Raw genomic sequence first — 15,720 nt, forward strand, 5'->3', positions numbered from 1 at the left:
GTCGAGACCTACGAGGTGGACGGGGCGCCCGGGACCGGGGGCAGGTGGCGGGCGATGATCTGACGCTGTACCTCGGAGGCGCCCTCGTAGACGCGCGGCGCCCGGACGTCGCGGTACAGGCGTTCCAGGAGGTGGCCGCGGCGCAGTGCGCGCGCCCCGTGCAGCTGCACGGCGGCGTCCACCACGTACTGGGCGGTCTCGGTGGCCAGCAGCTTGGCCATGGCGGCCCTGAGGGTGACCGCGTCCCCGCCCGTGTCGTACTCCTCGGCCGCCGCGTAGACCAGCAGGCGTGCGGCCTCGACGCGGGTCGCCATCTCGGCGAGGGTGTGGGAGACGGTCTGGAGGCGGTCGAGCGGAGCCCCGAAGGCGTGGCGGGACCGCGTGTGCGCTCGGGCGGCGGCCAGGGCGGCGTCGGCCATCCCGACCGCGAACGCGCCGACGCTGGGCCGGAAGAGGTCCAGGGTGCGCATGGCGACGGAGAACCCCTCGTCGGGGCGGCCCACCACGTCGTCGGCGCCGACGGGGACACCGTCCAGGACCAGGTGGCCCAGAGCGTGTTCGGAGAGCATCTCCAACGGGGAGCCGGTGAGTCCGGGTCGGTCGGCCGGGACGAGGAAGGCGGTGACGCCCCGGGCGCGGGTGCCGGGGGTGGTACGGGCGAAGAGCGTGTAGAAGTCGGCGTCGGGGGCGTTGGAGATCCAGGTCTTCTCGCCGTACAGGCGCCAGCCTCCGCCGTCCGGTTCCGCGCGCAGCGCGAGGGCGGCCGCGTCGGAGCCCGCGTCCGGCTCGGTGAGGGCGAAGGCGGCCACGGCCCCGCCCGCGGCGACGGCGGGGACCCAGCGGCGGCGCTGGGTGTCGGTGCCCGACTGGAGGACCGGGTAGGTGCCCAGGCCCTGGAGGGCGAGGGCGGTCTCGGCGTGGGTGTCCACGCGCGCCAGGCGCTCCCGGAGCAGGCACAGGCGGATGGCGGGGGCCTCGCGGAGGGGGCCGCCGTCACCGGCGCCGGGGAACAGGGCGCGGAGCAGCCCCAGGTCGGCGAGGCGGCGCAGCAGCGAACGGTCGACGCGGCCCCCCGGTTCCCCGGGAGGGGCGGCACCGAGCTCCTCGGCGCGCTCCCCGACCCAGTCGGCGAACACGCGGTCAGCGTCGTTCAGGGCGAACCCCATGGGCGACCTCGACTCGGATAGTGATCCAACCCACGCTCCGAATGTACAGGAGTATGGACGACCGTCAAGAGATCGATATGTGTTGATCATTTCCCCCGCACCTTTCGCTCTTTGAGAGCGGGTGATGGGAGGAATCTCGGGAAACGCACTATCGTGTGAACGTGACGGAGAACAACGAACAGGCATACACCTCTCCCGAAGGCGGGGACGACGACGGACGGGTCAACCGACGGCCGCGCTCACTCATCGTGTCGTTCTTCGGCACCTACGCCCGCGACCTCGGCGGATGGATCGGTGTGGCCGACCTCATCGCGCTCATGGCCGACCTCGGCGTCGACGCGCCCTCCGTGCGCTCGGCGGTCTCCCGCCTCAAACGGCGCGGCCTGCTGGTCTCCGAACGGATCGGCGGAGCTGCCGGATACCGCCTGTCCGAGGAGGGGCACCGGGTCCTGGCCGAGGGCGACCAGCGCATCTTCGGCCACCGGGTCGCCCGGACCGACGACGGGTGGGTCCTCGTGGTCTTCTCCGTACCCGAGTCCGAACGCGGCCGCCGCCACGCCCTGCGCACGGCACTCACCCGGCTCGGTTTCGGCACCGCCACTGCCGGGGTGTGGATCGCCCCGGCGCACCTGACCGAACAGGCCCGCCGTGTCCTGGGCGACCTCGGCATGGAGGGGTACGTGGAGCTCTTCCGCGCCGACCACCGCGGCTTCGGCGACCCGGCCGAGGCCGTGGCACGCTGGTGGGACCTGCCGGCGCTCCAGGAGATGTACCGGAGCTTCCTGGACGGACACGAACCGGCCCTGGAGACCTGGCGGCGCCGCGGCGGGCGCGCGGAGGCGCCCGAAGCGGGAGCCGCGGCGTTCGCCGACCACCTGCGCGCGGTGGACGCCTGGCGCCGGATGCCCTACCTCGATCCCGGACTGCCGCCGGAGCTGCTGCCGGCCCCCTGGGCGGGCAGCAGGGCGGCACAGGTCTTCTTCGACCTGCACGCCCTGCTGCGCGGCCCGGCGCTGGAGCACGTCCGCGCCACCCTCAGGGGTTAGGCGGTGCTGGCCGGGGGCGGCCCCGGGAGGCGAACCCTAGTGTTCCGGAACGACCCCCACCCCGACCAGCTCCACCAGGGCGTCGGGGTCGAACAGCCCGGTCACGCCGAACAGGGCCATGGCCGGGTAGTGGCGGCCCAACCGGCCCCGGTAGGCCAGGCCGATCTCCCGGGCGGCGGTGCGGTAACCCGCAACGTCCGTGGTGTAGACGGTCAGGTTGACCAGGTGCTCGGGGGAACCGCCCGCGGCACGCAGCGCGGTCAGGAGATTGGCCAGGGCGAGGTCGAACTGGGCGACCAGCCCCTCGGCGGCCACCCTCGCGTCGGGGCCCGTGGCGATCTGCCCGGCCAGGTACACGGTCCTGCCCGGGGCCGGGACCACGGCGTGGGAGAAGCCGGAGCCCGCCCCCAGCTCCGGCGGATCGACCAGGGTGTGGGGTGTCGGGGGAACGTGCGCGTCCGCCATCAGCGGCCCTTCCACTCGGGTGCGCGCCGACCGGTGAACGCCGCGTGGAACTCGGCGTAGTCGGCACTCCTCATCAGCAGCGCCTGGGTCATCGCCTCCAGCTCGACCGAACCCGACAGGTTCATGTCCAGCTCGCGCGAGAGCAGCGCCTTGGTCTGCGCCTGGGCGAACGCGGGCCCCTCCGCCAGTCGGGCGGCCAGCGCCGACACCGCCTCGTCCAGTCCGTCGTCGTCGACGAGTTCGCTGACCAGGCCGCAGCGGTCCGCCTCCGCCGCGCCGACGGCGTCGCCGAGCATGAGGAGCCTGGTGGCGTGGCCGAGGCCGACGACGCGCGGCAGCAGGTAGGCGGCGCCCATGTCCGCCCCGGCCAGACCGACCCTGGTGAACAGGAACGCGAACCGGGCCGACCGCGCCACCACCCGGAAGTCGGCGGCCAGTGCCAGGACCGCACCGGCTCCCGCGGCCGTGCCGTGGACTCCGGCGATGACCGGCACCGGGCACTCGCGCATCGCCTTGACCACCTCACCCGTCATCCGGGTGAAGGAGAGCAGGTCGTCGGGGTCCATCTCCAGGGTGCGCCCGATGATCTCGTGGACGTCCCCTCCCGAGCAGAACCCCCGGCCCCTGCCGCGCAGCACGAGGGCCCGGGTGTCGTCCCGGTGGGGCAGTTCGGTCAGGAGGTCGCGCAGGTCGGCGTAGGCCTCGAAGGTGAGGGCGTTGAGCCGGTCGGGACGGTCCAGGGTCACGGTGGTGACGCCGTCGGCCCGGTGGACGTCGAAGTGGTCCCACTCCTCGGTCAGGGGGGCGGACGCGCGGAACGGACTCACGTGTGGGTTCCTCCTCCGTCGATGGTCAGGGCCTGGCCGTTGACCGCGCGCGCCAGGGGACTGACGAAGTAGGACACGGCGGCGGCCACCTCCTCGGGTTCCAGGAGCCGGCCCAGGGGTGAGGCCGAGGCCAGGGCGGCCTCGGCGTGCTCCCGGTCCCGGCCGGTCCGCTCGACGATCCGCGCGACCGAGCGGTCGGTCATGGGACCGCGGACGAACGTGGGGCACACCGCGTTGCTGGTGACCCCGGTCCCGGCCACCTCGGCGGCCACCGCCCGGGCCAGCCCGACCATGGCGTGTTTGGACGCGGTGTAGGCGGCCGTGTAGCGGGTTCCGACCAGGGCCGCGGTGGAGGCGACGAACACGATGCGGCCGTGGTCGCGTTCGAGCATGCCGGGCAGCAGCGCACGGGTCACGAGGAAGGCCGAGGTGGCGTTGGCCCGCAGGTGGTCCTCCCACAGGTCGAGGCCGGTGCGGCGCAGTGGCGCGGTCGCGGCCGTTCCCGCGTTGTTGACCAGGACGTCGACGGGGCCGAGGGCGGCGGCGGTCGCGGCGACGGCCGCCTCGTCGGTCACGTCGCAGACCCGTGTGGTGACGTCGAGCCCGTGTGCGCGGCTCTCGCGTTCGAGCGCCGCGAGCCGCCCGGAGTCCCGGCCGAGAGCGACCACCGCGCACCCCTCGGCGGCGAGCACGCACACGACCGCCCGTCCGATACCGCCCGATCCACCGGTGACCACGACACGCCGCACGGAGTCAGCCATGGGTGGACTGTATCACTCAACTTTGACCGTCGTCAGTAGGACGACATATGCCTACGTCCCGGGAGATTCCCCCGGCCTCGGGCACGCGGACCCCTGCACACACGCAGCGGCGCCGACGGGCGAACCGTCGACGCCGCCGGGAGCGCACCCGGGGGGTCTGCCGTTCGGGCGCCGCCAGGGTGCTGCAAGACGAGGCAAACCGCTAGCGAGGAACGAGCGTCAGGCGCAGTCGAGGATGCGGCGTCCCCGGCCGTTCGGGCGCCCGAACACGGTCCGAAGCCAAGCGGAGGACCAAGGCGGGCACAGTCCCTAGAAGGCGGGACCCGCGGCCATGGCCTCGTCGATCGTCTCGGAGCGGGCCTCCTCGACCTGTTCGGCCAGCCCCTCCTCGTGGGCCTCGAACTCCGCCGTCACCGCGGCGGCGAAGGAGCGCAGCGCGATCTCCTCGGTCAGGACGTCACCGCGGACGCGGTTGTTGTCCCCGACCTGGGCGACCGGCTGGTTGTCGGAGGTGGACAGGTCACCGCCGACGATGTTGTTGTCCACGTACACGCCGCCGGAGACCCCGCTGACGGTGAGGTTTCCGTCGACGTAGTTCATGGACTCGCAGAAGCCCTCCTGCTCACCTGCGCCGACCGCGACCGGGCCGCCGCCACCGGAGTAGGTGGCCGAACCCAGCACCTCGCTGTCGCACAGGATGCCGCCGCTGGTGGAGCCGGTGACGGACAGGTCGCCGCGGACCGCGGTGTCGTACACGTCGACGTACGCGGCACCGTCGGTGCTGACGTCGCCGCCGACCCGGGAGCCGCTGACGTAGACCTCGCCCACCTCGGAGCTGAGGCCCTCGACCGAGGAGTCCACGACGAAGACGAAGCCCTCGGTGCTGCCGCCCTCGACGGGAACCGCGCTCACGCCGGCGCCGCTGGTGCTCTCCTCCAGGTGGGTTCCGAAGGAGCCGTTGTTGACGACGCTGTCGCCCAGGGTGGTGTCGGAGGCGTCGAAGTAGCCGTTGCCCTGGACGGTCACCTCGCCCTCGATCTCACCACCGATGATGTGGAGGTTGGCGTCCGCGCGAACGGTGACGTCGCCCTGGATGACCGTGCCGTCCAGGTAGCAGCTCTCGCCCTCGGGGACCGCGAGGTCGGTCGGGAGGGTGACCGCGCCGCCGTGGCCCGAGCACAGGGTGACGAGGTCGGCCTGCGCGGGGGTGGCGACGAGGGCGGCCCCGCCGACGGCGAGGGAGGCCGTGGCGAGTGCCGCGGCCTTGCTCGGAAGCTTCATTTCGGGGGTGTTCCTTTCGTTGTGACCGTGGGGCGGCGCTCCGGAGATCGGTGCGGGCGGAGCGCCGGGACACACCCAGGAACGTACCGATACGTAGGCGATTTGGGAATACTTCTGAGGCGAATAATCTCGTTTGTCTAGGTTGCGACCAGGGAAACTGCACATACATCAAGGATTCGTGATCCTCGCGGCACATGGTGCGTTTGCGTCGTTCCATGCCCGTCACACACGTCGGGGGCCGCCCGGTATACCCGGCGGCCCCCGCATGGAAAGGTCCTACGACTTCCTACTTCAGATGTCCCTCACCCGTCACCACGTACTTGGTCGAGGTCATCTCCGTGAGACCCATCGGCCCCCTGGCGTGCAGTTTCTGAGTGGAGATACCGATCTCCGCACCGAATCCGAACTCACCGCCGTCGGTGAAACGCGTGGAGGCGTTCACCATGACCGCGGCCGAGTCGACCCGGGACACGAAATACCGGGACGTCGCGAGCGAGTCGGTGACGATGGCCTCCGTGTGCCGGGTGGAGTACCGCCGGATGTGGGCGAGTGCGTCGTCGACGGTCGGGACCACGCGCACGGCCAGGTCCATGGACAGGTACTCGGTGGCCCAGTCCTCCTCGGTGGCCTCGACCACGGTCGCCGGAGTACCGGCGGCCTCGGCCGCGGCCAGCACGCGGGTGTCGCCGTGCACGGTGACACCGGCCTCGGCGAGGGAGTCCAGCACACGGGGAAGGAAGGCGTCCGCCACCGCCTCGTGCACGAGCAGCGTCTCGGCCGCGTTGCACACCGAGCAGCGCTGCGCCTTGGCGTTGGTGGCGATCGCGACCGCCCTGTCGAGGTCGGCGGCCTCGTCCACGTACACGTGGCACAGGCCCTCGCCCGTCTCGATCACCGGGACCGTGGAGTCGCGCACGACCGCCTGGATCAGTGAGTTGCCCCCGCGCGGGATGAGGACGTCGACCAGCCCGCGCGCCCGCATGAGCGCGGTGGAGGACTCGCGGGTGCGGCCGGGCACCATCTGCACGGCGTCGACCGGGACGCCGGTCCCCTCCAGTGCCTCGCGCATGACGGCGACGAGGGCGGTGTTGGAGGAGTAGGCGGAGGAGGATCCGCGCAGCAGGGCGGCGTTCCCGCTCTTGAGGCACAGCACGGCGGCGTCGACCGTGACGTTGGGCCGCCCCTCGTAGATGATGCCGATGACACCGAGCGGCACCCGGATCTGCCGCAGGTCCAGGCCGTTGGGCAGCACACCTCCGCGCACCGACTCCCCGACCGGGTCGGGCAGCTCGACGATCTCGCGCACGGCGTCGGCGACGGCCTCGATCCGCTGGGGCGTGAGGGTGAGGCGGTCGACGAAGGCGGGTGTGGTGCCCTCGCTCCGCGCGCGCTCCACGTCCTCGGCGTTGGCGGCGGCGATCTCGTCGCTCCTCTTGACGAGGGCGTCGGCGACGGCGAGGAGGGCGGCGTCCTTCACGGCCCGGCTGAGCGGGGCGAGGTCGACCGCCGCGTCCCTGGCGCGTTCGGCCACCGCGTGGACCTCGCGCTCGATGTCACTCATGGGTGTTCTCTCTTGTGGTCGGGAGGCGACCCCGCCATACCGGCCGCGCCACACGCACGCGACCCCGTACCGGGGCGTCGGCTTCCAGGGTATATGCCGCCGGTCACCCCCGACCGTCACCCCGACACACGCGCCACCCCCTCCGACCTGTTCAGTTCTGAACTGTCGCCCCGGACGCATTCCATTTCTGTTGTGTTACCACATAGTATTGAAAGTTCATGTGACTAAGCTCACAGCCCCAACAATGATCTTGAACCCTCCCCGGCACCGCCTCCGACAAGATCGGATAACCATACGCATTCATTCGGTCACAAAGAAAGAAACTTCACTCTGGCCGCCTGTCACACGAACCTGCTTTACTGTGCGAGTGACACCGACTCCATCCCCGTCGGCCACCGAAGGAAGCTTCCGGGAGTATTCCCGGTGGTTCTAGTTCATTAACGGCACCGCAACCAGTCCAGCTGACCGCGTCGGTCACCTGGAAATAGCCAGGAATGCGAGCACGAGAATGACAATAACTTCCGGGGCAGAGGAATCACGTTATGAGACCCGGTCTCTGTCCAATGCCTTGACCAGGCTCTCCAGAATCCCGGTGGTCCGTGACAAGTACAGCCGCTACGCGAGCCATGACCGCCTGCCCCGCCTGGCGGAACTGCCCACGCTGACCCGGGACGAACTCGGCGAGGCGACCGACGCCCTGATGCGGGACACTCCGACCGCCCTGAACCGCGCCGCACTGCACATCATGGGCGGCACGACCTCGACCATGCGGCTGGGAGCGCTGCCGGCCGACCTGTACCTGGACGAGATCGCCCCCCACGTCAACCCGTTCGAGCCCGGCGACCTGCTCGCGAGCCTGAGCACGCCGTTCCACATGCGCGCGTCGCACGACCTGCACACCGCGCTGGCCACGCGGGCCGGGGTCCCGACACTGTCCATGGACGCCCCGACCGACACGATGATGGGCCCCTACCTCGACCTGTTCGAGCAGCAGGGCGTGACGGCGCTGGCCACGACCCTGGACATGGTCCGCCGCCTGCTCCGCTACTGCGCCGCCGAGGGGCGCGACCTGGACTTCCTGACAAAGGTGGTCTGGAGCGGCCCCGCCCTGGACTCCGACACGCGCTCACTGATCCGCGCCCAGTTCCCCCACCTGCGCACCTGGGCGCTCTTCGGGTCGGCCGAGACCTGGATCATCGGGCACAGCGGCCCCTCCTGCTCCGACGACACCCTCCACCTGCTGCCCCACCAGTACACGGAGATCGCCGACGGCAGGATGCTCGTGACGGTCACCCACGAGAAGGCGGTCATCCCCCTGCTCCGGTACGACACGGGCATCTCGGCGGAGTGGGCGCACTGCGCGTGCGGCCTCCCGGGCCCGGCGATCCGGACCCACAGCCGCATCGACGCGCCCCTGGGTCCGCTGACACGCCTGGTGTCGCCGCTGGACCTGGTGGCACTGGCGCGCCAACTGGACTCGGTGGAGGACGCGCAGGTCGTGGTGGTGGACCCGCACACGGAGGACGAACGGCTGCGCCTGCGGATCCGGCTGATGCCGGGGGTCGAGCCCGACCTGTACACCAGCGAGTGGATCCGTCACCACGTGGTGTCCGGCTGCCTGGCCCTGTCGGAGGTCACCGACGAGGCCCCCGGCGCCTTCGAGGTCGTGCTCACCCAGCGGCTGTTGTGCACACGCCCTGACGGCAGCGCCCCCACCGCCGTGGTCCGGAAGGGGCGGAGACTGCTGTGCGACTGCTCGGACGCCGACGCTCCCACCGGGTCGTGCGAGGAGGGACAGAGATATGTAACCCCATCGACGTCTGCTTTTAATCAGTCTTCTTATGGTAGGTTGATCACGTAGATTCAGGAGGGTGGACCCTGGGCCGTCCGCCCCGCCCGCCGTGCCCCTCGGGCCACACCGCGGTCTCCTGAGTCGTGTCGTCAGACCCTCGACCACAGGAGTGCGTAATGCGGACCGTCCCGCTCACCTCCGACGGCCCCACCGTCTCCCTCCAGGGACTCGGATGTATGGGCATGAGTGAGTTCTACGGACCCGGTGACGACGCTGAGTCCCTCGCGACCCTGCACCACGCCCTCGACATCGGTGTCACGTTCCTGGACACGGCCGACATGTACGGCCACGGCGCCAACGAGGAACTCGTGGGCAAGGTGGTCCGGGAGCGTCGTGACGAGATCGTCCTGGCCACCAAGTTCGCCATCGTCCGCGACCGCGCGACCGGGGAGCGCACACACCGCGGCGACCCCGAGTACGTCCGCTCCGCCTGCGAGGCCAGCCTCGCCCGCCTCGGCATCGACACGATCGACCTCTACTACATGCACCGGCGCGACCCCTCCGTCCCGATCGAGGAGACCGTCGGGGCGATGGCGGAGCTGGTGTCCGCGGGCAAGGTCCGCCACCTGGGGCTGTCCGAGGTGAGCGCGGGGGAACTCCGCGCCGCCCAGGCCGTCCACCCGATCTCGGCCGTGCAGACCGAGTACTCCCTGTGGACCAGGCACGTCGAGGACGAGGGCGTCCTGGCGGCCTGCCGCGAGCTCGGCGTCGGCTTCGTCCCCTACTCACCCCTGGGCCGGGGTTTCCTCACCGGGGCCTACACCTCGCGTGAGGGGCTGGCCGAGGACGACTTCCGCCGCCGCAACCCCCGTTTCGCCGAGGAGAACACCGAGCGCAACCGGGAACTGCTCGCCGGCGTCCGACGGGTGGCCGACGCCCATGGCGCCACCCTCGGCCAGGTCGCGCTCGCCTGGGTCCACGCCCAGTCCGCGGTCTGGGGGCTTCCGGTCGTTCCCATCCCGGGCACCAAGCGACGCGGCCGCCTGGACGAGAACGCGCGGGGCGCCGAGCTCACCCTGAGCCGGGAGGACCTGGACGCGCTCGACCACATCGCCGCCGCCACAACGGGCGAACGGTACTGAAACCCTCCCCCGGGGCAGGTGTACACGTGCCCGCCCCGGGTACCGCCTTGGTGCCGGTCCCGGAAGGGGCCGACGAGCACGGAGGGACCATCGCCCTGATATACGATTCGCAGATGACCCAGCTTCCCATGGACCAGCGGATCGGTCATCACCTCAAACGCGCTGAACAGGAGCTGATCGCGGCCAAACACGCCGTGCTGCGTCAGTTCAACCTGTCCGTACCGCAGTACACGGTTCTCCTCGTCCTGTCGGAGGAGCCCGGGCTGTCGGGCGCGATCCTGGCCCGCCGGTGCCTCGTGACCCCCCAGACGATGTCCTCCGTCCTCGCCACGCTGAGCAGGCGGGAGCTCATCGAGCGCAAACCGCACCCGCTGCACTCGCACATCCTGGAGACCCGTCTGTCCGACAGCGGCCACGCCCTGCTCAAACGGGCGGACGAGGCGGCGGTCAGGGTCGAGGAGCGGTTGAGCCACGCCTTCACCAAGGCCGAGGAGGAGGAGTTCGTCCGCTTCCTGGCCCGGTGCGCCGAGGCCTCCGCCGAGGCCCGCACCGAACTGATGGACCTGAACGAGGAGTGAGCCCGAACCCCGCGTGCACACGGGGTTCGGGCGTGTTCCTCGCTCGGTTCGACCGGGACTCCTACCCAGGGGGGTTTCGTTCGGGCGCCGCCGGGGTGCCGCACGACGAGGCGAGCCGCCAGCGGGGAACGAGCGGCAGGCGCCGCCGAGGAGGAGGCGTCCCTGGCTCTTCGGACGTCCGAACACGGTCCGAGGCGCAGCGGAGGACCGAAGCAAGCACCGGTCAGGCCCGGGGGTGCCCCGGACCGGCCCGCCAGGAGCCGGCCGGCTCCGCGGGCCGGGGGACCGGCACCGTCCCGGTGAGCCGTGTCCGCTGCCGCTGGCTCGCCCGGATGGCCGTGCGCAGCGCCGCGGACAGCGCCTGGACCTCCTCCGGTGTGGGACGTCCCCTGAGGACGTCCAGGATCAGGCTGTTCTCGACCACCAGGTCCGCGTCGTCGCGTGCGGTCGTCTCACTCATGCCGCGTCACCCTCCGATCACAGGGGCGGGTTGCCGTGTTTGCGGCTGGGTCCCAGGGCGTGCTTGGCGCTGAGCGCCTCCAGGGCGCGTGCCAGCGCGTGCCGGGTCCGCGCCGGGTCGATCACGTCGTCCACCAGGCCCCGTTCGGCCGCGTAGAGGGGGTGCATCAACTCCTCCTCGTACTGCCGGACCCGCTCGGCCCGGGTCGCCTCCGGGTCGTCGGAGGCCGCGATCTCACGGCGGAAGACGACGTCGGCGGCGCCCTGGGCACCCATGACCGCGATCTCGTTGGTCGGCCAGGCGTAGGACAGGTCGGCGCCGACGGACAGCGAGTCCATGACGATGTACGCGCCGCCGTAGGCCTTGCGCAGGATCACCTGGACGCGGGGAACGGTGGCGTCGCAGTACGCGTACAGCAGCTTGGCACCGTGCCGGATGATCCCCCCGTGCTCCTGGTCCCTGCCCGGCAGGAACCCCGGTACGTCGACGAAGGTCACGAGCGGGATGTTGAAGGCGTCGCACATCTGGACGAAGCGGGCGCCCTTCTCGGAGGCGGCGATGTCCATCGCCCCGGCCAGGACGGAGGGCTGGTTGGCGACCACGCCCACGAGTCCGCCCCCGATGTGGGCGAGCCCGACCACGATGTTGGGCGCCCATCGCTCGTGCGTCTCGAAGAAGTCGCCGTCGTCGACGACCTCCCTCACCACGTCCCGCACGTCGTAGGACTGCCGGTTGTCGGCCGGAACGATGTCCACCAACCGCTCCGACACCCGGTCGACGGGGTCGTCGCTGTAGTAGGCGGGCGCCACCTCCCGGTTGTTGGAGGGCAGCAGCGACAGCAGGAACCGCACGTCGGCCAGGCACGACTCCTCGTCGTCGTGGACCATGCCCGCCGCACCCGAGCGCAGGGCGTGGACGTCGGCCCCGCCCAGGCCGTCCGCGGTGATTTTCTCCCCGGTGACGGCCTGGACGACGTCGGGTCCGGTGATGAACATCTGCGAGGTCCCGCGCACCATGAACACGAAGTCGGTGAGTGCGGGCGAGTAGACCGCCCCGCCCGCGCACGGCCCGAGCATGACGCTGATCTGCGGGATCACCCCGGAGGAGCGGACGTTGCGCTGGAAGATGCCCCCGTACCCGGCGAGGGCGACCACGCCCTCCTGGATACGGGCGCCCGCCCCGTCGTTGAGACCGACGATCGGGCACCCCGCCTTGAGGGCCATGTCCTGGATCTTGTGGATCTTCTGGGCGTGGGCCTCTCCGAGGGCGCCGCCGAACAACCGGAAGTCGTGCGCGAACACGAACACCTGCCGTCCGTGGACCCGCCCCCACCCGGTGACGACCCCGTCGGTGTGGGGGCGCCTGGCCTCGAGGCCGAACCCGGTGGCCCGGTGGCGGCGCAGGGGCTCGACCTCGACGAAGGTGTCCTTGTCGAAGAGGAGCCGGACGCGTTCGCGGACGGTGAGCTTGCCCTTGTCGTGCTGGCGCCGGGTGGCGCGCTCATCGCCCTCGCGGACCCGCTCGTGCAGCTCCCGCAGTTCGGCCACGCGCTGACGCGCGTCCTCGGTCGCCGCCATCAGACGGTCACCGGGGCCGGTGCCGGGGCCGGGACGGCCTTCTCGACCAGCGGGCGGAGTGCGGGGACCGGGCTCCACCGCACGAGGGCCAACCCGACGCTCATCCCGCCGCCGAACCCGGCGAGCAGGACGAGGTCGTCGCGCTGGAGCAGGCCCGACCGGTGGACGGTGTCCAGGGCGACGGGGATCGAACCCGATCCGGTGTTGCCCTGGGTCTCCACGGTCAGGTGCAGGTGGGCCCGGGCCAGGCCCAGGGACGGCCAGATGTCGTTGAGCATCGCGCCGTTGGCCTGGTGCGGGACGAAGTGGCGGACCTCGTCACCGTCCACGCCCATACCGTCGAGCATCTCGTGGATGACCTCGGGGAGGCGCCGGGTGACGTACTCGCGCACGCCCCGGCCCTCCATCTGGAAGAAGTGGTCGCCACCGTCGAGCGTGGCCGCGGAGGCGGGCAGGCGGGACCCGCCCGCCGGGACGCGGATCAGCCCGTGGTGGTCCCCGTCGGTGAGCAGCCGGGTGCCCAGGACCCCGTCGCGGTCACGCGCGGGGCCCAGCACGACGGCACCCGCGCCGTCGCCGAACAGGGTGGCGGTCTTGCGGTCGCCGTAGTCCAGGATGCGGGAGTAGATGTCGCCCCCGACGACCAGGGCGTAGGCGTCGCCCTGGGGGCGCAGCAGGTGTTCGGCCACGGAGAGGGCGTAGACGAACCCGCTGCACACGGAGTTCACGTCGAAGGCGGCCGCTTGGTGGGCGCCGAGCAGGTGCTGGGTGATGCTGGCCGTCGCCGGTTGCGGGTGGTCCGGCGTGGACGTGGCGACGATGATGAAGCTGAGCCGCTCGGCCGGGACGCCCGCCTGGGCCAGTGCCCGGCGGCCCGCCTCGGCGGCGAGGTCGGATGTGGCCTCGCCGGGAGCGGCGCGCCTGCGCTCTCGGATCCCCGTCTTGCGGCGGATCCACTCGTCGGTCACACCGGTCGTGCGTCCGATCTCGTCGTTGCCGACCACTTCGGCCGGCAGGTAGGAGCCCGTTCCAAGGATGGCGATCGTCATCGTGCTGTCTCCTTACGTACTGAACTCTGGAGCGCCGCGTGGGGGGCGGCGCCCGGTCAGACCAGCGCCATGGCGCGCACCGGAGCGCCGAAACCGCCCTTCAGGCGGGGCACGCCGACCATGAACGTGGCACCCGAGTCGGGCACCTGGTCGAGCGCGGCCATGTTCTCCACGCCGTAGTGGCCCGAGGTCAGGAGGATGCGGTGGGTCTGCGGGTCGGGGTCGGCGCCGATGTCGAGGCTGGGGGTGTCCACGCCCAGCCCGGCGACGCCGCGCTCGTTGACCAGGAAGTCGGCGGCCTCCGGGGTGAATCCGGGGAACCGTGCGACCCCGGTGACCGGATCGATGTTGAGGAAGTCGTCGGCGCTGTCGACGCGGGCGGCCCAGCCGCTGTCCATCGCGACGAACGCGCGCCGCGGCAGACGGCCGTGGCGCCGCTCCCAGTGCCGGATGTCGCGGACGGTCACGCCGGTGAGGTTGTCCTGCGCGGCGCGGTCGGCGATGCGGATCACCGCGAGCGGGGCGACCAGGTCCTCCAGGGGGATCTCGTCGACGGTGGGCATACCGTTCTGCCAGTGGGCGGGAACGTCGATGTGCGTCCCCGAGTGCTCGTTGAAGGTCCACTCCGCGGTGTTGAAGCCGACCTCGTCCTCGAACATGACCTGGACCTGCTCAGGCGCGCGGACGAAGGCCGCGAAGACGGGGAAGCCCTCGTGCAGCTCGTGGGTCAGGTCCTTCAACTGGACGCGGCCCCGCGCGATCATCTCGGGCAGCCGGTGGATCTGGTGGGGTGAGGCCGTGGGAACGGTGCCGGCCGACGCCTCGGCCGCGACCAGGCCCGCCCCCGCCAGGCCCAGGCTTCCGGCGAACGCCGCGCGCAGCGCGCCCCGGCGGCTGGTGGGTCCGGCGGACCGGCCGGACCCGCCGGGGGACTCCGGTCCGGGGCGCGAGGAACCGCGCGGGCCTTCGGGACGCTGGGTGTCACGGACGCGGCGCCCCCGCCGGGGGGCCCGCTCGATGGTCGTCGTGTCCCCGGCCTGGGCGGTGCCGTCGGCCGGGGTGGATCCGTGGTGGTGCGAGCAGGCGTGCTGGCCCTCGCCTTGGATGGCTGCCATGACCATGGCGGGTGAACACACGATGGATCTCCTCCGGGGGAATGTGGGGGATGTGTGCGGTGATGGGTGGGAGCGTCCGCGGGCCCGGGCGGACGGCCCCTGGGGCGGGTGCGGCGGACACCTGTCCTCCTGTGCGACGGACGGTGCCCACCACACCCGCCCTAGCCCGCGGCCGCCGTGACGGCCGTCGCGGGAGCCGAGGCGTCCCTGATCCGGTCCCAGCCCAGCCGGTCGGCGTGTTCACCGAGCGCCACGTCCTCCCCCACGACGACCGGGTGGCCGACCGCGGACAGGAGTGACAGGTCGCTGGAGTGGTCGCCGTAGGCGGAGCAGTCCGCGAGGGGGACGTCGCGCACGGCGGCGGCCGCGCGTGCCGCCGTGCCCTTGGTGGCGCCGATCATCGGGATCACGACCTCGCCCGTGAGCCGTCCGTCGCGCTCGACGGGCCGTGTCCCCAGGGCCCAGTGGGCGCCGACCGCGTCGGCGATCGGCCCGAGGCAGGCGAAGAAGGAACCCGAGAGCAGGACGACCAGGTCGCCCCGGTCGCGGTGGCGGCGCAGCCGCTCCACGACCGGTGGGTGCCAGAACCCGGACCGGGCGGCGGTGGTCCGGAACCACTCACGGCCCAGGGAGCGTAGGCGTTCGGTGGCCTCCCCCGCCATGAGCCGGTAGTAGGCCCGGTTGACCTCCTGGCGGGGCGCCCCCTGCGCGGCCATCGCCCGCAGGTCGGCGACCGCCCGCCCGTAGGCCGAGGGGCCGTGGCCGTCCGCGGAGAACCGGAACTCCAGGAACGAGAACATGCTCTTGGGACCGATGAGCGTCTCGTCCACGTCGAAGAAGGCGATGGCGGGTGTGCGAGCTCCCGTACCGTGCACGTCGCCTGTTGCCGTCATGGGTCTC

15 protein-coding genes are annotated in these 15,720 nt (G+C 71.7%); 4 read left to right on the plus strand and 11 right to left on the minus strand.

Translation table 11 applies throughout. The features are described from left to right. Window positions 1-8: 8 nt before the first annotated feature. On the minus strand, window positions 9-1,166 hold the full coding sequence (locus tag ACTVAJ_RS07055; protein ID WP_470387248.1) for an acyl-CoA dehydrogenase family protein: 1,158 nt from the start codon (window positions 1,164-1,166) through the stop codon (window positions 9-11). A 161-nt stretch (window positions 1,167-1,327) separates the two neighbouring features. Between ACTVAJ_RS07055 and ACTVAJ_RS07060 the strand changes: the two genes are divergently transcribed. Beyond that, a complete protein-coding gene (locus ACTVAJ_RS07060; protein ID WP_470387249.1) occupies window positions 1,328-2,212 on the plus strand; it encodes a PaaX family transcriptional regulator in 885 nt (294 codons plus the stop codon). A gap of 36 nt (window positions 2,213-2,248) precedes the next feature. Here ACTVAJ_RS07060 and ACTVAJ_RS07065 read toward each other — a convergent pair whose 3' ends face one another. The 5 genes from ACTVAJ_RS07065 to ACTVAJ_RS07085 all read right to left on the minus strand — a co-directional run bounded on the left by ACTVAJ_RS07065 (window position 2,249) and on the right by ACTVAJ_RS07085 (window position 7,107). Further along, on the minus strand, window positions 2,249-2,677 hold the full coding sequence (locus tag ACTVAJ_RS07065; RefSeq protein WP_470387250.1) for a RidA family protein: 429 nt from the start codon (window positions 2,675-2,677) through the stop codon (window positions 2,249-2,251). Continuing rightward, a complete protein-coding gene (locus tag ACTVAJ_RS07070; RefSeq protein ID WP_470387251.1) occupies window positions 2,677-3,504 on the minus strand; it encodes an enoyl-CoA hydratase family protein in 828 nt (275 codons plus the stop codon). Before ACTVAJ_RS07070 ends, ACTVAJ_RS07065 begins: the two co-directional genes overlap by 1 nt. Further along, a complete protein-coding gene (locus tag ACTVAJ_RS07075; RefSeq protein WP_470387252.1) occupies window positions 3,501-4,265 on the minus strand; it encodes an SDR family NAD(P)-dependent oxidoreductase in 765 nt (254 codons plus the stop codon). The genes ACTVAJ_RS07070 and ACTVAJ_RS07075 overlap by 4 nt, the downstream gene beginning before the upstream one ends. 309 nt (window positions 4,266-4,574) lie before the next feature. Further along, entirely contained in the window at window positions 4,575-5,546 is a 972-nt protein-coding gene (locus ACTVAJ_RS07080) for a hypothetical protein (RefSeq protein WP_470387253.1), read from the minus strand. A gap of 286 nt (window positions 5,547-5,832) precedes the next feature. Continuing rightward, window positions 5,833-7,107, minus strand: coding sequence for a glutamate-5-semialdehyde dehydrogenase (locus ACTVAJ_RS07085; RefSeq protein ID WP_470387254.1), 1,275 nt, complete (start codon window positions 7,105-7,107; stop codon window positions 5,833-5,835). A 592-nt stretch (window positions 7,108-7,699) separates the two neighbouring features. Between ACTVAJ_RS07085 and ACTVAJ_RS07090 the strand changes: the two genes are divergently transcribed. The 3 genes from ACTVAJ_RS07090 (at window position 7,700) to ACTVAJ_RS07100 (ending at window position 10,619) form a co-directional block, all read left to right on the plus strand. Then, window positions 7,700-8,968, plus strand: a complete 1,269-nt coding sequence (locus ACTVAJ_RS07090; RefSeq protein WP_470387255.1) for a phenylacetate--CoA ligase family protein — start codon at window positions 7,700-7,702, stop codon at window positions 8,966-8,968. A gap of 107 nt (window positions 8,969-9,075) precedes the next feature. Beyond that, a complete protein-coding gene (locus ACTVAJ_RS07095; RefSeq protein ID WP_470387256.1) occupies window positions 9,076-10,041 on the plus strand; it encodes an aldo/keto reductase in 966 nt (321 codons plus the stop codon). A gap of 113 nt (window positions 10,042-10,154) precedes the next feature. After that, window positions 10,155-10,619 (plus strand): MarR family winged helix-turn-helix transcriptional regulator, encoded by a 465-nt coding sequence (locus ACTVAJ_RS07100; RefSeq protein WP_470387257.1) that lies wholly within the window; start codon window positions 10,155-10,157, stop codon window positions 10,617-10,619. A gap of 223 nt (window positions 10,620-10,842) precedes the next feature. Here the strand turns inward: ACTVAJ_RS07100 and ACTVAJ_RS07105 are convergent, their stop codons facing one another. From ACTVAJ_RS07105 to ACTVAJ_RS07125, 5 genes are all read right to left on the minus strand, one after another. Continuing rightward, window positions 10,843-11,079, minus strand: a complete 237-nt coding sequence (locus ACTVAJ_RS07105) for a hypothetical protein (protein ID WP_470387258.1) — start codon at window positions 11,077-11,079, stop codon at window positions 10,843-10,845. Window positions 11,080-11,096: 17 nt separating this feature from the next. Next, complete coding sequence (locus ACTVAJ_RS07110) at window positions 11,097-12,656, minus strand: acyl-CoA carboxylase subunit beta (RefSeq protein WP_470387259.1); 1,560 nt, start codon at window positions 12,654-12,656, stop codon at window positions 11,097-11,099. After that, window positions 12,656-13,705, minus strand: coding sequence for a 3-oxoacyl-ACP synthase III family protein (locus ACTVAJ_RS07115; protein ID WP_470387260.1), 1,050 nt, complete (start codon window positions 13,703-13,705; stop codon window positions 12,656-12,658). The genes ACTVAJ_RS07110 and ACTVAJ_RS07115 overlap by 1 nt, the downstream gene beginning before the upstream one ends. Window positions 13,706-13,761: 56 nt before the next feature. Further along, a complete protein-coding gene (locus tag ACTVAJ_RS07120; RefSeq protein ID WP_470387261.1) occupies window positions 13,762-14,820 on the minus strand; it encodes a cyclase family protein in 1,059 nt (352 codons plus the stop codon). Between the two features lie 161 nt (window positions 14,821-14,981). Next, window positions 14,982-15,713 (minus strand): HAD family hydrolase, encoded by a 732-nt coding sequence (locus tag ACTVAJ_RS07125; protein ID WP_470387262.1) that lies wholly within the window; start codon window positions 15,711-15,713, stop codon window positions 14,982-14,984. Window positions 15,714-15,720 lie beyond the last annotated feature (7 nt).

It is taken from the genome of Nocardiopsis sp. KDC1DS13DA1, from assembly GCF_055632325.1.

Coding starts and splice junctions, on each gene's coding strand:
- ACTVAJ_RS07055 (WP_470387248.1), bottom strand. CDS start 1,166: ATGGGGTTCGCCCTGAACGACGCTGACCGCGTGTTCGCCGACTGGGTC.
- ACTVAJ_RS07065 (WP_470387250.1), bottom strand. CDS start 2,677: ATGGCGGACGCGCACGTTCCCCCGACACCCCACACCCTGGTCGATCCG.
- ACTVAJ_RS07075 (WP_470387252.1), bottom strand. CDS start 4,265: ATGGCTGACTCCGTGCGGCGTGTCGTGGTCACCGGTGGATCGGGCGGT.
- ACTVAJ_RS07080 (WP_470387253.1), bottom strand. CDS start 5,546: ATGAAGCTTCCGAGCAAGGCCGCGGCACTCGCCACGGCCTCCCTCGCC.
- ACTVAJ_RS07085 (WP_470387254.1), bottom strand. CDS start 7,107: ATGAGTGACATCGAGCGCGAGGTCCACGCGGTGGCCGAACGCGCCAGG.
- ACTVAJ_RS07095 (WP_470387256.1), top strand. CDS start 9,076: ATGCGGACCGTCCCGCTCACCTCCGACGGCCCCACCGTCTCCCTCCAG.
- ACTVAJ_RS07100 (WP_470387257.1), top strand. CDS start 10,155: ATGACCCAGCTTCCCATGGACCAGCGGATCGGTCATCACCTCAAACGC.
- ACTVAJ_RS07105 (WP_470387258.1), bottom strand. CDS start 11,079: ATGAGTGAGACGACCGCACGCGACGACGCGGACCTGGTGGTCGAGAAC.
- ACTVAJ_RS07110 (WP_470387259.1), bottom strand. CDS start 12,656: ATGGCGGCGACCGAGGACGCGCGTCAGCGCGTGGCCGAACTGCGGGAG.
- ACTVAJ_RS07115 (WP_470387260.1), bottom strand. CDS start 13,705: ATGACGATCGCCATCCTTGGAACGGGCTCCTACCTGCCGGCCGAAGTG.
- ACTVAJ_RS07120 (WP_470387261.1), bottom strand. CDS start 14,820: ATGGCAGCCATCCAAGGCGAGGGCCAGCACGCCTGCTCGCACCACCAC.
- ACTVAJ_RS07125 (WP_470387262.1), bottom strand. CDS start 15,713: ATGACGGCAACAGGCGACGTGCACGGTACGGGAGCTCGCACACCCGCC.